Origin of the sequence: Streptomyces echinatus (genome assembly GCF_014203595.1) — a bacterium.
Classification (GTDB): domain Bacteria; phylum Actinomycetota; class Actinomycetes; order Streptomycetales; family Streptomycetaceae; genus Streptomyces; species Streptomyces echinatus.
Window position 1 is genome coordinate 165,440 of record NZ_JACHJK010000013.1, and the last position, 13,979, is coordinate 179,418.

General features: G+C 74.3%; 12 protein-coding genes and 1 pseudogene. 7 read left to right on the plus strand and 6 right to left on the minus strand.

Annotated features, from left to right (window positions below; translation table 11 throughout):
- Window positions 1–34: 34 nt before the first annotated feature.
- Window positions 35–955 (plus strand): homocysteine S-methyltransferase, encoded by a 921-nt coding sequence (gene mmuM, locus FHS34_RS31060; protein WP_184971590.1) that lies wholly within the window; start codon window positions 35–37, stop codon window positions 953–955.
- A 12-nt stretch (window positions 956–967) separates the two neighbouring features.
- Here mmuM and FHS34_RS31065 read toward each other — a convergent pair whose 3' ends face one another.
- Entirely contained in the window at window positions 968–2,536 is a 1,569-nt protein-coding gene (locus FHS34_RS31065) for a carboxylesterase/lipase family protein (protein WP_184971592.1), read from the minus strand.
- 342 nt (window positions 2,537–2,878) lie between these two features.
- Between FHS34_RS31065 and FHS34_RS31070 the strand changes: the two genes are divergently transcribed.
- Window positions 2,879–3,082 (plus strand): hypothetical protein, encoded by a 204-nt coding sequence (locus FHS34_RS31070; protein WP_184971594.1) that lies wholly within the window; start codon window positions 2,879–2,881, stop codon window positions 3,080–3,082.
- 81 nt (window positions 3,083–3,163) lie between these two features.
- Here FHS34_RS31070 and FHS34_RS31075 read toward each other — a convergent pair whose 3' ends face one another.
- The 3 genes from FHS34_RS31075 to FHS34_RS31085 all read right to left on the minus strand — a co-directional run bounded on the left by FHS34_RS31075 (window position 3,164) and on the right by FHS34_RS31085 (window position 5,214).
- Entirely contained in the window at window positions 3,164–3,442 is a 279-nt protein-coding gene (locus FHS34_RS31075; protein WP_225817680.1) for a hypothetical protein, read from the minus strand.
- Window positions 3,439–4,302 (minus strand): isocitrate lyase/PEP mutase family protein, encoded by an 864-nt coding sequence (locus FHS34_RS31080; RefSeq protein ID WP_184971596.1) that lies wholly within the window; start codon window positions 4,300–4,302, stop codon window positions 3,439–3,441. Before FHS34_RS31080 ends, FHS34_RS31075 begins: the two co-directional genes overlap by 4 nt.
- A gap of 321 nt (window positions 4,303–4,623) precedes the next feature.
- The gene (locus FHS34_RS31085; RefSeq protein ID WP_184971598.1) at window positions 4,624–5,214 is read right to left on the minus strand and encodes a membrane lipoprotein; all 591 of its coding nucleotides are present in this window, start codon (window positions 5,212–5,214) and stop codon (window positions 4,624–4,626) included.
- 59 nt (window positions 5,215–5,273) lie between these two features.
- Here FHS34_RS31085 and FHS34_RS31090 point away from each other — a divergent pair, with 59 nt between their 5' ends.
- The 3 genes from FHS34_RS31090 (at window position 5,274) to FHS34_RS31100 (ending at window position 7,533) form a co-directional block, all read left to right on the plus strand.
- The gene (locus FHS34_RS31090; protein ID WP_184971600.1) at window positions 5,274–5,906 is read left to right on the plus strand and encodes a VOC family protein; all 633 of its coding nucleotides are present in this window, start codon (window positions 5,274–5,276) and stop codon (window positions 5,904–5,906) included.
- Window positions 5,907–6,246: 340 nt separating this feature from the next.
- Window positions 6,247–7,104 (plus strand): DUF817 domain-containing protein, encoded by an 858-nt coding sequence (locus FHS34_RS31095; RefSeq protein WP_184971602.1) that lies wholly within the window; start codon window positions 6,247–6,249, stop codon window positions 7,102–7,104.
- A gap of 24 nt (window positions 7,105–7,128) precedes the next feature.
- Window positions 7,129–7,533: a VOC family protein gene (locus tag FHS34_RS31100; RefSeq protein WP_184971603.1), complete on the plus strand. Its 405-nt coding sequence runs from the start codon at window positions 7,129–7,131 to the stop codon at window positions 7,531–7,533.
- Here the strand turns inward: FHS34_RS31100 and FHS34_RS31105 are convergent.
- Together FHS34_RS31105 and FHS34_RS31110 are read right to left on the minus strand one after the other, a co-directional pair.
- Window positions 7,513–8,202, minus strand: coding sequence for a helix-turn-helix domain-containing protein (locus tag FHS34_RS31105; protein WP_184971605.1), 690 nt, complete (start codon window positions 8,200–8,202; stop codon window positions 7,513–7,515). The genes FHS34_RS31100 and FHS34_RS31105 overlap by 21 nt on opposite strands.
- A gap of 1,105 nt (window positions 8,203–9,307) precedes the next feature.
- Window positions 9,308–10,438 (minus strand): annotated as a pseudogene (locus tag FHS34_RS31110) (YihY/virulence factor BrkB family protein); the annotation flags it as partial.
- Between the two features lie 155 nt (window positions 10,439–10,593).
- On the opposite strand from FHS34_RS31110, the gene FHS34_RS31115 reads away from it, so the two are divergent.
- Window positions 10,594–12,231, plus strand: a complete 1,638-nt coding sequence (locus FHS34_RS31115; protein WP_184971607.1) for an acyl-CoA dehydrogenase family protein — start codon at window positions 10,594–10,596, stop codon at window positions 12,229–12,231.
- A gap of 442 nt (window positions 12,232–12,673) precedes the next feature.
- Window positions 12,674–13,963, plus strand: a complete 1,290-nt coding sequence (locus FHS34_RS31120) for a GAF domain-containing protein (RefSeq protein ID WP_184971609.1) — start codon at window positions 12,674–12,676, stop codon at window positions 13,961–13,963.
- The last annotated feature ends 16 nt before the right edge of the window (window positions 13,964–13,979 follow it).

Sequence of the window (13,979 nt, forward strand, 5' to 3'; positions counted from 1 at the left end):
ACCCGGCGTGCTCCGCTTCGGCTAGCGTCAGGACATGACCAGCGACACCCTCCCCAGCCTCGCCGACGCCCTCGCCGCCGGGACGGTCGTGCTCGACGGCGGCCTGTCCAACCAACTGGAGTCGGCCGGGCACGACCTGAGCGACGAGCTGTGGTCGGCACGGCTGCTCGCCGAGCGGCCCGAGGCCGTCACCGAGGCCCACCTCGCCTACTTCCTCGCGGGCGCGAGCGTGGCGATCACGGCCAGCTACCAGGCCACGTTCGAGGGCTTCGAGAAGCGAGGCACCGGCCGGGCGGAAGCCGCGCGGCTGCTGGCCCTGAGCGTGGAACTGGCCCGCGCGGCGGCCCGGCGGGCGGCCGGTGCGGGCATCGGCCGCCCGCTGTGGGTGGCGGCCTCGGTCGGACCGTACGGGGCGATGCTCGCGGACGGCTCCGAGTACCGGGGCCGGTACGGGCTGAGCGTGGCCGAGCTGGAGCGGTTCCACCGGCCCCGGATCGAGGCGCTCGCCGCCGCCGCTCCGGACGTGCTGGCACTGGAGACCGTCCCCGACGCCGACGAGGCCACCGCACTGCTGCGGGCGGTCCGCGGGCTGGGGGTGCCGGTCTGGCTGTCGTACACGGTCGACGGCGGGCGGACGCGGGCGGGGCAGCCCCTGGAGGAGGCTTTCGCGCTCGCCGCCGACGCGGACGAGGTGATCGCGGTCGGTGTGAACTGCTGTGCGCCGCAGGACGCCGGACCGGCCGTGGAGATCGCGGCACGGGTCACCGGCAGACCGGTCGTGGTCTACCCCAACAGCGGCGAGACCTGGGACGCCGGGGCGCGCGCCTGGCGGGGGCGTACGACGTTCGGCGCCGCGCAGGTCGCCGCGTGGCGGGAGGCGGGAGCCCGGCTGATCGGGGGGTGCTGCCGGGTGGGGCCGGAGGCGATCGCCGCGATCGCGGGCGCGGTCGGATAGCGTCCGTCCGGCTCAGCGGCGCAGGGCGCCCACCGAGCGGCGCAGCCTGCGCATCGCGGCGGCCAGTTCGGCGCCGGGGGCGCGGGGCACGGCGGTGTGCGGGGGTTCCGGGAGGCCGGGCGCGGCCGTCCAGAGGGCGACTTCCGCGTCCCGGGGACCGTACGCGAGGCCCGGACCGCCGTCGTCGAAGATCCGTACCGGGCGGCGGGCGTCCCATGCCGCCCAGCCGGGGTCCCCGGTCGTCACGAACCGCACCCAGGCGGCGTGCATCGCGTCGCACAGCTCCTGCGGGGCGTCCTCACCGGCCAGCTTCTTCGACTCGGGCGCGTCCCCGGTGCCGAAGACGAACCCCAGTTCCAGGGCGTGGCAGGCGCCGAGGCCGGGGAGGCCGGACGGCCACGCGAACTCGTACACGTAGGAGGCACCGGGGCGGGCGTCGGCGAGCCGGTGCAGGGGCACCCGCAGCAGGTGGTCGGTGACCATCTGGCCGACGATCTCGGCGGTCCCGGCGCCCGGGCGCAGGGTGCGGTAGCCGCGCGGTACGTCGTGGCCGGCGTGACAGCGCGCCATGGCGCCGGCCAGGGCGACGGCGCCGAGGCGGTCGACACGCTCCAGCAGCCCGCCGGGCACCAGCCACAGCCGGTACTCGTCCCGGGTCCAGCCCAGGAGCAGCTCGGCGTCCCGGGCGGCGGCGCCTTCGGTCAGCGCCTTCAGCGGGTCGCCGGGTACGAGGTCGCCGTCCACGACGATGCCGAACGCGGGTCCGCCGAGCACCGGGCTGCTGAGCCGGCCGGCCTCGGCCTGGGTGCGCAGCAGCAGTTCGCGGTCGACGGCGGCGAACGCCTCGGCGGTGGCGGGGATCTTCAGCCGGGCGGCCATCCGGCGCACCATCCGCCGTACCTTCTCGCGGTCCAGGACCTCGGGCGCGCCGCTCTGCAGCACCGCCCGTCGGATCAGCCCCTGGGTCCGGGGCGCGGCGAGCAGGACGCCGGCGCTGATGGCCCCGGCCGACTGGCCGCACAGGGTGATCCGGCCGGGGTCGCCGCCGAAGGCCTCGATGGATTCGTACACCCAGAGCAGGGCGGCGAGCTGGTCCCGCAGGCCGGGGTTCGGGGGAGCGTCGGGGAACAGCCCGTAGCCCTCCACGCCCAGCCGGTAGTTGACCGAGACGCAGACGACCCCGTCGCGCGCGAAGGCGCTGCCGTCGTAGACGGGGACCGCCGAGGAGCCCCTGGTCAGCGCGCCGCCGTGCAGCCAGACCAGCACCGGCAGGCGGGCGCCCGGCCCCGGTTCGGGGGTCCATACGTTGAGGTTGAGGCAGTCGTCGCCGGGGACGACCGGGTCGGACAGGTACTGGGCGAACGCCTCGGAGTACGGCGGTTTCGGCACGGTCGGCCCGAAGGCGCCGGCGTCGCGCACCCCGGCCCAGGGCTCGGGCGGCTCCGGCGGACGGAACCGCAGGGGGCCGAAGGGCGGGGCGGCGTACGGGATGCCCCGGAAGACCGCGATGCCCCGCTCGTACCGGCCGCGTACGGCCCCGTGGGGCGTTCTCGCCACGGGGCCCGTCTGGTCCGCCGTCATCGCCCACCAGCCCTTCGCCGCGCGCGTGCAGTGTCCCTTCAGAGCACCACACGGCCCGGAGGTATTCCGGTGCACGGGCTCCGGGGTGGGCCATTCGGCGCACGCCGGGCGCCGGACCCGGGCCGGGGCGGTGCGGGGCTCGACGTGACGCGGCCGAGGGGCCGGACGTACGCGGCCGTGTCGCCGGTGAGGGTGCCCGGGGCCGGACCGGGACGGCGTCACGGCGGGTCCCCGGGCCTCCGCGCGGCCTGCTCACCGAGCGCGCGGTTCCTTCTGCGTGATGCGGGCGGCGCGTTCGGGCGGCTGCCGGTGACCTGCTGCGCACGGGATCGTTCGCCGGGCATGAAGCACACCACGCGTACCGCCGCGACCCTCGCCGCGGCCGCGGCCGCCCTGGTCACCGCCTACGGCACGGCACACGCCTCCAGCCACGTCCTGGCTCCCGGACAGCAGCGCGCCACCGTGGCCTCGCCCGCCGACGAGCACGACCCGAAGGAGGACGTCGAGGTCGACGAGAACGGCCGTCCCGACCTCGGGGAGGACTGACGTCACCGTGGGCCCGCGGCACGGTGACGGCCGGACACCTCCCCCAGGGGGTGCCCGGCCGTCGTCCTGTCCGGTCGTCCCTCAGTCCTCCTCGTCCCGGTCGGCGGCGCCGACGATGGCCTCGACCACGTCCACGGCGCTGCCGTCGTGGTCGCTTCCGGCGGTGCCGCTGCCGGTCTGCGCGTTGCCCGAGCGGTCGATCTCGACGACCGCGTCCCGCTCCGAGTTGTCGGTACCGGTCCGCGAGTTGTCGATCACGGTGACCAGGCTCCCGTTCGCGACCACGGGTGCGGCACCGGCGCCGAGGAGCGCCGCGGCGACCGCGGCGACGATGCCGAGCCGGGGTGCGGCACCGGTCACACGCCCACGCCCTCGGGGCTGAGCCGGCCGCGGGCGATGTTGCGCTCCAGCAGGGTGGTGGACGCCTTCACGCCGATGCCGCTCGCGGGGTCCACCTCCGCCAGCCGGCCGTCGGCCGCCTTCAGGTCGGCGAGCGCGGAGTCCATCGCCTCGTGCGCGGCGAACAGACAGGGGGTGCTGTAGATGGCGACGTCCACGCCGAGGCCGGACAGTTCGCCGAGGGACAGGCGGGGCGACTTGCCGCCCGCGATCTGGTTGAACAGCAGCGGCTTGTCTCCGACGACATCCTTGATCCGCTTGATCCATTCGATGCTGCGCACCCCGTCGACCAGCACCACGTCGGCGTCGGTGGCGGCCAGCGTCTTGGCCCGGTGCAGGATGTCGTGCTCGTCGGTCGCGTCGGTACGGGCGACGACGACGAGGTCCTGACGGGTCTCCAGGACCTTGTGCAGCTTCTCCAGGTACTCCTCCAGCGGCAGCACCTGCTTGCCGTCGGCGTGGCCGCAGCGCCGGGGCCGCTTCTGGTCCTCCAGGATCACGCCCGACGCGCCGATGCGTTCCAGCCCCTCGACGACGTGACAGGCGACCTCGGGGTCGACGTACCCGTCGTCGATGTCCACCAGCAGGTGGTGGTGCGGGAACGCGCCGCGCAGCCGCTGGACGAAGGCCACCATGTCGGGCCAGGCGATGAATCCGATGTCCGGCAGTCCGTAGTACGAGGCCGCGAAGCCGAAGCCCGATACGAACATCCCGTCGTAGTGCTTGGCCGCGATCGAGGCCGAATACATGTCGTACACGCCGATCAGCGGTGTGGTCCCGGGCCCGGCGATGCTTTCGCGCAGCTTCTTACCGTAAGTCAAGGTCCGGCTCCTCCTGTGGGTGGGTGACGCGGGACGGGTGGTCCTCGCGCCTCGGCGCCCTTTGCCAAGACAAGAGCATCCCTAGGAGTTCACGTGACCTTCCTGCTACGCGAGCTTTACTCACCTCAATGGCGGAACCGGTTCACCGCAGAAACGTCACTCGGTGAGCCGGGACGCCCAGATGAGCCGCCCGTTCAGGTGAGCCGGGAAGACCACGTCACGGTGGGCGCCGGCGGCGCGCCCAGGGGGCCCGTAGAACACACGTCCCCCTTCCGTACCCTGCTCGCCGCACCCACGGTCCGGCCATCGGCGGACGGCGGCTCAGCCGCCCTCGCCCACGCCGTTGTCCGGCGCTCCGTCGCCGTACGAGGGGAGGTCGCCGCGCACCACAGGGGCCGTCGCCGTAGGAGCCGGCGGCAGGAAGCCGGCGAGCTCGGCCGGCGAGGGGCGGTGGACGGCGTCCGCGGCCCCGCGGACCACGTCGGCCGCCACCTTCTCACCGCCGACCCGCACCACGCGGCCCTTCACCGGCTCCCGGCACACATAGCCCGGAGGGCAGTCGGCGGCGCTGCCCCGCTCCGCGTAGAGGTGCAGCACGGCACCGTTCTCGGCCCAGTACGAGACGGAGAAGCCGTCGTCCCCGCTCACCCCCACGGACTGCTGCGCGAGCGTGAATCCCGGTGCGTCGGTGACGTAGACGAGTTCCGGCGCGATGCCCAACGCGCGCAGACGACCGTCGAGTTCGGAGGCCTCCACACCGGCGGACGCCGACTCCCGGACGCCCCCGGCCGGCGTCTTCCCGCCGCCGGCAGCCGCCCTGCCGCCGCCGGCGTCCGCCTTCTCGGCACCGCACGCCGTGAGCAGTGCGGGCAGGAGCAGGAGCAGCGGCAGGGCGCGTACGGCACGGATCATGCGCCCATAGTGCCGCAGGGCGTTCCGCGAACCGGTCCGATCCCGTAACCTCTCGCGCGATGAACGCCATTCCGCCGCTTCTGGACCATCTCGTCCTCGCCACACCCGACTTGGCGGAGACGGTCGCCGAATTCGCGCGGCGGACCGGGGTCACGCCGGCGCCCGGCGGGGCGCACGTCGGGCTGGGTACGCGCAACCATCTGGTCGGTCTCGGCGGCCGGAGCTATCTGGAGATCGTCGGGCCCGATCCGGAGCAGTCCGAGCACGCAGGGCCGCGGCCGTTCGGCGTCGACCGCCTGGCCGGGCCCGCGGTGCCGACCTGGGCGATCAGCCCGCCCGACCTCGACGCGACGATCGCCCGGGCCCGGGAACAGGGCCACGATCCGGGTCCGGTACGGCCGATGAGCCGGCGCAGGCCCGACGGCACCCTGCTGCGGTGGCGGCTGACCGACGCCGGTCCCGGGGAGGCGTCGGGCGTGGTGCCGTTCCTCATCGACTGGGGCGACTCCCGGCATCCGGCCGCCTCGGGGCTGCCGGTCACTCCGCTGCTGGCGGTGTCGGCCTCGGCGCCCGACCCGGAGGAGGCGCACCGCCTGCTGGCGGCCCTGGGCACCGCGCTGACGCTCACCACCGGACCGGCCGCCCTCTCCTTCACCGTGACCACCCCGAACGGTCCGGTCACCTTCGGCTGAGCCCCGGACGGCTCCCTCGCGGCCGCGTGTCAGCCGCGTCCCACACGGCATCGGGCGACGCCCGCCCTACCGCGCCGGCCGGGCCGGGCCGGTGGCGGAGCCCTGCCCGCCGGCGGCACACGGGCAGTACGCGGGCAGTACGCGGTCTTCCGCGTGGGAGCGGGCTCCGCCGGGCGTCCCTTCTTCGCGCCCGCATCCGAGGCGACGGGCCGGTACGGATACGGGCGGCCGTGCCCCACCCCGCCTGCCGGTGCGGGTGGGGCACGGGCGAGCCAGGGCTTTGAACGTGTTCAATTCTGCCTCTACGATCAGGATCTCGCCGTCACGCGAAGGAGGGGGCATGCGTCACGAGGAGGCGTCCGGCACGAGGGGGCTTCGGCACTGGGCCGGGCAGCTGGTGCGGTTCGGGGTGGTCCAGGCCCGTGCCTGCGCCTTCGCCGTCGCGCTGCTGGCCGGGATCGGCGCCTCCCGGCTGCTGCCGCCGCTGCCCGTGGCCCGCTACGACCTGGTCCTGGTCTACGGCGTACTGCTCACCGTCGTCGCCCGCCGGGCGGGCTGGGAGACCCGGCGGGACACGGCCGTGATCGCGGTGTGCCATGTGGTGGGACTGCTGTTCGAGCTGGTCAAGGTGCACCTGGGCTCCTGGAGTTACCCGGAGGACGCGCTCACCAAGATCGCCGGGGTGCCGTTGTACGGCGGCTTCATGTACGCGGCGGTCGCCAGTTACGTCTGCCGGGCCCGGCGGCTGATGCGGCTGCGCTACACGCGCTACCGCGCCACCGTCACGACCCTGGTGGCCGCCGCCGTCTACCTCAACTTCTTCACCCACCACTGGATACCGGACCTGCGCTGGCCGCTCGCCGTGGCCATGACCGCCGCGACCGCCGGGACCTGGGTGGGCTTCAGCGTCGGCGCCCACCGCTACCGCATGCCGCTCGCCGTCGGCTTCGTCCTGATCGGCTTCTTCCTGTGGGTCGCCGAGAACGCGGCGACCTATGCGGGCGCCTGGAGCTACCCGCAGCAGCTCACCGGCTGGCAGCCGGTGCCGCTGGCGAAGTTCGGCGCCTGGTCGCTGCTGATCAGCGTGACCTTCGTCCTCGTGGAGCACCTCGCGGCGTCCCGTCCGGGCCGCCGCGCGGGCCGCGCGGAACCGGGCCGGCGTTCGCCGCAGGTGTCCGATTCCTTCAAGACCGGCTGACCCACGGCTGCCTACGGTTGCCGCATGACCGTACACATCGCCGTGATCGGCCTGGTCACCTCCGATCTGGCCGCCTCCCTCGCCTTCTACCGCCGTCTCGGGCTGGTCTTTCCGCCGGGGGCCGGGGACCAGCCGCATGTCGAGGCCGAGTTGCCCGGCGGGCTGGTACTCGCCCTGGACACCGAGCAGACCGTCCGCTCCTTCCATCCGGGATGGCAGCCGCCCACCGGCACGGGACGGATCGCGCTCGCCTTCCGCTGCGACTCCCCCGCCGAGGTCGACGCCCGGTACGAGGAGCTGGTGGCCGCCGGCCACCACGGGGAGCTCAAGCCGTGGGACGCCTTCTGGGGGCAGCGGTACGCCACCGTGCACGACCCCGACGGCAACGGGGTCGACCTGTTCGCCCCGCTACCCGCGCCCGGCGAGTAGCTCCCGGAGCGGCATTCCGGCCAGCTCCCGCACCTCCCGCGCCAGATGGGGCTGGTCCGCGTAGCCCGCGCGGACCGCCGTCTCGGCGTACGGCGTCCCGGAGCGGGCCAGGGCCAGGGCCCGCTGCAGGCGCAGGATGCGGGCCAGGGTCTTCGGCCCGTAGCCGAACGCGGTCAGGCAGAGCCGATGCAAGCGGCGCTCCCCCAGGCCGAGTTCGGTGGCCGTCGCGGACACCGCGCGGCCCGCGTCCAGGCACGCAACCAGCCGGCGCAGCACCGGGTCCGGGTCTCCCGCCTCCGCCGCCCGGTCCAGGGCGATGTCCTCCAGCGCCGTTGCCGGGGCGGGGGCCGCCGCGATCCGGTCGGACAGCCGCCGGACCCGGTCCGCGGGCCAGAGGTCCGCCAGCTCCACCCGGAGGTCGCGCAGCTCGTGCGCCGGCACGCCGAGCAGGGCGGGCGCGGTGCCGGGGAAGAAGCGAACGCCCGCCCAGGAACGGGCCTGGCCCTCGGGGACGTAGGGGCGGGTGTCGGGACCCGCGACCAGCAGCCGGCCCTCGCTCCACAGCAGGTCCATGCAGCCGTCGGGCAGCACGGGCCCGGTACCGGTGCCGGTCGGGGAGTTCGTCCACACGACCGCGCCGGTCAGCCGCGACGCCCGCTCCGCGTACACGGGGGCCAGCCTACGTCGCCCGCGACATCCACGGCGCGGGTGCGACGCACTCCCGGCAGGCTCGGGCATGGGACCGGACGGGGTGGGCGGCGGTGGCCGCGAAGCGAGCCGCGGGACCGGACCGGGGGCGTCGGTGGCGGTCAGCTGAGACGCGGGACCGGGCCGGTCGGGGTGCCTGCGGTGGCGGTGTCCGCATTCCCCGGCCAGCTCGGGCGCGAGCGCCGACTGGGCGGGGGTGCCGTGGCGGGTATGCCGCGACAGACACCGAGGCGTTCTCTACCGAGGGGCCCAGACCGAGGGTGGAGACGGGCGGCCGCCGAGGGGGGACGGACCCGAAGGCGAAGGCGGGCAGCCACCGAGAGCGCACGGACCCGAGGGCGAAGGAGACAGCCGCCGAGAGGGGCCCGAGGGTGGGTGGAGGTGGGAAGCCGTCGGCCGGGCCGGACGTCGCGCGAGGGCACGGCGGGCAAGCGCTGCCGTCGAGCGGGCGCACCGCCAGCCGAGCGCGCCGTCGAACGTGCGCGGCCGCCACCGGGCCGCCGTCGCTCGAACACAGCCACCACCGGTCCCGCCGTCAGGCGAGTGCCGCCGTCAGCACGAGCGGTGCCGTTCTGCGGGCCGCCCCGGCACCGCGCCCACCCCGGCACCCGGTGCTATGGAAGCCGCGACCGCCGACACGTTCCTCCTCGGCTCCCTTCGACTCTCCTGGAAGCCGAGTCGGCCGTACCCCTCACAGCTCCGGATGCCTCGCGCCCCCGCTGTCCCCGTAGCCACTGTGGCCGCCATAGCCACCAGAACTCCCATAGCCGCCACCGCCCCCGAAGCCGCCGCCACCCCCATGGTTACCGCCACCCCCGAAGCCGCCGCCACCCCCGTATCCGCCGCTGTCCCCGTAGCCGCCGCTGTCCCCGAAGCCGCCGTTGTCCTCGTAGCCGCCGTAGCCGCCCCCGCCCTCACCGCCGCCACCACCGCCGTCGGCCCGGTGGCGCCCATGGCCCCCGCCGCTCCCCGTGCTCCCGGCACCTCCGCCGGCGCCCCCGGGGCCTCCGCTGTCCCCTCCAGGACGCCCGCCACCGCCCCCCTGGCCCTCGTTCCTGCCGTTGCCGCCGGTGGCCCTGTGCGTGTGGTGAGGGTTTTTCGCGTGGGTGCGGAGGCGGGCCGTCACATCCTCCGGGGGGAGGAAGCGGGACCAGCGCTCGGGGAACTCGGACGGCATGTCGGGGTCGTCGGGATCGGTCTCGCGGGCCGCCGCGGCACGGGCGACGTACTCGGCGACCTGCGCGTGCCGCACCCGCTCATTGGCCTCGCGCGCGGCGGCCGTCGCCGCGGCCGGCCAGACCCGGTCGATGGCCGCGTTCACCGCCGCGCCGACGAGCACGGCGAAGGCGGACACCCCGATCCACAGCAGCACGGCGACGGCGGCGGCGAGGGAGCCGTAGATCGTGGCGCCCTCGATGGTGTTCGTGAGGTAGATGCGGAGCAGGAAGCTGCCGAGGACCCACATCGCCAGGGCCACCAGCGCGCCGGGCACGTCCTCGATCCAGGGAGAGCGGACCGGCACCGAGACGTGGTACAGCGTCGTCAGGAAGACGATGGACAGGACGATCACGACCGGCCAGTACAGGACCTGCACGACCGTCGCCGACCAGGGCACGATCCGGACCACCGCGTCCGGCCCGGCCACCATCAGCGGCAGCGCCACCGAGCCGATCAGCAGCGCCACGATGAACAGCAGGAAGGCCATGATCCGGGTCTTGACGATGCCCCGGACCCCGTCGAGTCCGTACATGACGGTGATGGTGTCGATGAAGACGTTCACCGCGCGCGAGCCCGACCACAGCGCGAACAGGAAGCCGATGGAGATGACGTCGGGCCGGCCGCCCCGCATCACGTCGTGCAGGATGGGCTCGGCGATGTCCTTGACGCCCTTGTCGGACAGCACCGTGCGGGAGGCCTCCAGGAGGTTGCTCTCCAGGCTGTGGATGGTGTCGGCGCCGGTCCAGTCGTCGACGTAGCCGAGCAGTCCGATCAGGCTCAGCAGCAGCGGCGGCACGGACAGCAGAGTGAAGAACGCCGCCTCGGCCGCCAGGCCCAGGATGCGGTACTCCATGCAGGAGTTGACGGTGTCCTTGAGCAACAGCCAGGCGGTCCTGCGCTTGGAGACGTTCCGGTAGAGGGCTCTGGCCCGGTGGAGCCGGCCGGCCGGCTGCTCGGGGGTTTCACTTGCTGGCTGCACGACCCAAAGGTATCCGCAGCACGGGACCGCCCTCACCTTGCGGGGCCCGGGTCCCGGCCCCGCCCTGTCCGGGACCCCGGATCCGGCGCGCTCCGGGGCGGTGCTGTGCCACTCTGGAGGCCATCACCACCGCCTTCCCGGGTAGGTTCCCCATCATGGCAGGCACCCCCACCCACACCGTGACGAACCAGCCGCCCCCGCTGGTCGGCTACGACGTCTTCACCGCCGACCACGCCCTCGCCGAGGCCGTCGACCGGTACACCGGCGCCGACGTCCTGGACGAGGTCCGCGCGGAGCTGTCCGCGCTCGGCCGGGCCGCGGGTTCGGAGCAGCTGCACGAGTGGGCGGTGCAGGCGGACGAGCACCCGCCGCGGCTGCGCAGCCACGACCGGTACGGCCACCGGATCGACGAGGTCGAGTTCCATCCGGCCTGGCACCGGCTGCTCGGCAAGGGTGTGTCGGCCGGACTGACCGGCGCCTGGACGCGCCCCTCCGGCCATGTGCGCCGGGCGGCCGGGTTCCTGGTCTGGACCCAGGTCGAGGCGGGCACCTGCTGTCCGCTGTCGATGACGCACGCGGCCGTGCCCGCGCTGCGCGCCGATCCGGAGCTGGCCGCCGAGTGGGAGCCCCGGCTGGCCTCCACGGTCTACGACCGGGAGCTGCGGCCGCCCGGGCAGAAGCCCGGCGCGCTGTTCGGGATGGGCATGACCGAGAAGCAGGGCGGTAGCGACGTGCGCGCCGGCACCACGCGGGCGCTGCCCCTCGCGGAGGCGGGCACGTACCTGCTGACCGGGCACAAGTGGTTCTGCTCGGCGCCCATGTCGGACGCGTTCCTGGTGCTCGCGCAGGCCCCGGGCGGGCTCACCTGCTTCCTGGTCCCGCGGGTCCTGCCCGACGGCGGCCGCAACGTCTTCCTGGTCCAGCGGCTGAAGGACAAGCTGGGCAACCGCGCCAACGCCTCCGCCGAGGTCGAGTTCGACGGCACGTGGGCGCGCCGGGTCGGCGAGGAGGGCCGCGGGGTGCGCACGATCATCGGGATGGTCTCCGCGACCCGGCTGGACTGCGCGCTCGGCTCGGCGGGACTGATGCGGCAGGCGGTGGCCCAGGCGGTGCACCACTGCACGTACCGGGAGGCCTTCGGCGGGAAGCTGGCCGACAAGCCGCTGATGCGCAACGTCCTCGCCGACCTCGCGCTGGAGTCGGAGGCGGCGACCGCGCTCGCGCTGCGGCTGGCCGCGGCCTGTGACGACGACGGCGAGCAGGAACGCGCCTTCCTGCGGCTCGCGGTGCCGGCCGCCAAGTACTGGATCACCAAGCGGTGTGCGCCGCTGGCCGTGGAGGCCGCCGAGTGCCTGGGCGGCAACGGCTACGTCGAGGAGTCCGGGCTGCCCCGGCTGGTGCGGGAGTCACCGCTGAACTCGATCTGGGAGGGTGCCGGGAACGTGCAGGCGCTGGACGTGCTCCGGGCCCTGCAGCGGGAGCCGGGCGCGCTGGACGCCTGTCTCACCGAGATCGGCCGGGCGCACGGCGCCGACCACCGGCTGGACCGGGCGGTGAAGGACCTGTTCACGCAACTCGCCGACCTGGACGGTATCGAGGGGCGGGCGCGGCGGCTGGTGGAGCGGCTGGCGCTGGCGCTGCAGGGCTCCTTGCTGGTGCGGCACGCGCCGTCGGAGGTCGCCGACGCGTTCTGCGCCTCCCGTCTGGGCGGTGATCACGGCGCGTCCTTCGGCACCCTGCCGGCCGGCCTGGACCTGGGGCCGGTGGTGGACCGGGCACGGCCGGAGTTCTGACACCGGACGCGAGGGACCGCTCAAGGGCGGCTTTGCCGACCGGCGGCTCCGCCCAGTGAACGCGGTCGGCCGAGTGAGCGTGGTCGGCTGCCGACGACCGGCGGACGCCGGCGCCCCCTGGCCGCATCCCCTGCCGCGCACCTGGGCGAAATCCGCCTGCGGCAGGGGGTGGTGCTGCGCCGACACGGCACCACCCCCACCGTCTGGGCCCGTTGAGCCCGCGGACGCGCGAGGCGTCGTAGTCAAGTCTCAGCCACCTTCCGGCGGTTCACCAGGGTTGCAGGGGGTTGCAACTTATGGGGGCACATGCGCGGAGTTTGTGCCTCCGCCATGCCCGGAACGGCAGTATGAGAGGGAGAGTCGGACCGGAAACCGCCGCCCGGACGGCTTGACATGTGTGTTCGACATCCTTTCCGGGAGGACCGCAGTGGGGAACCCGCCGATGAAAGTGGCGCGCCTGGCCGCCGTGGACGCGGCGCAGGCGGCGCGGGTACTGAGCGAGATGCGCGAGGCCACGCTCGCCGGACAACGTGCGCGGATCACGCCCCGGCCGGTGATCGAGCAGTCGTGGGGGCGGATGCTGCGCAGCGGTGTCGACCCCGAACGCGACCGCAGGTCCGGGTTGTTGCCCTCCGACGAGGTGCGCCGCCGGCGGGAGGAGTCACCGCTGCGGCACGTGCTGCCGGTGCTGCGGGAGGGGCTGCTTTCGGTCGCCGACGTCGCCCAGCACATCATGGTCGTGGCGGACGCCGACGGGCGCGTGCTGTGGCGGGAGGGGTCGCCTCCGGTGCTGCGCAAGGCCGACGGCCTCGGCTTCGAACTCGGCGCGGACTGGCGGGAAGACGTCGTCGGAACCAATGGGGTGGGCACTCCGGCCGTGGTCCGGCGGCCCGTGCAGGTGTTCGCGGCCGAGCACTTCGTACGGTCGCAGACGTCCTGGACCTGTTCGGGCGCACCGATCACCGATCCGCGGGACGGCCGGCTGCTCGGTGTGGTGGATGTCAGCGGCCCCCTGGAGACCATGCATCCGGCCACCCTCGCCTGGGTGGACTCGGTGGCCAAGCTGGCCGAGGCCCGGCTGCGGGAACGGCACCTGGTCTCACTGGAGCGGCTGCGGACGGTCGCGGCGCCGGTGCTGGCCCGGTTGGCGGGGCGGGCCGTGGTGGTGGACCGGAACGGCTGGGCGGCGGCCGTGACCGGGATGCCGTACGTACGGCGCGTGACGCTGCCCAAGTCGCTGGCGCCGGGCCGTCGGTGGCTGCCCACGCTCGGCTCGTGCGCGGTGGAACCGCTGGCCGGTGGCTGGCTGCTGCGCGCGGACGACGAACCGCTCGCCGCGGCCAGGCGCCGGATCGTGCTGGATCTCGTCCGGCCGGACCGGTGCATGGTGACGGTCGCCGCCTCGACGGGCTCCTGGTCCCGGGAACTCAGTCCGCGACACGCCGAGTTGCTGTTCCTGCTCGCCGAACACCCCGCCGGGCGCGGGGCTGCGGGGCTGGCCGAGGACCTGTTCGGCGATCCTTCCAGAACGGTGACCGTACGGGCGGAGATGTCGAGAATCCGGCGGTACCTCGGGGAACTTCTGCAGCATCGGCCGTATCGTTTCTGTGACGATACGGAAGTTGAAGTAATCCTTCCAGATGATTTCCGCGACCTGCTCCCCCAGTCGACGGCGCCCGCGGTGACCCGGAAACGGAATGCCGCTCAGGGCGCCCGGACGGGGTCGCCCTGAGCCCGGCCGGCCCGTT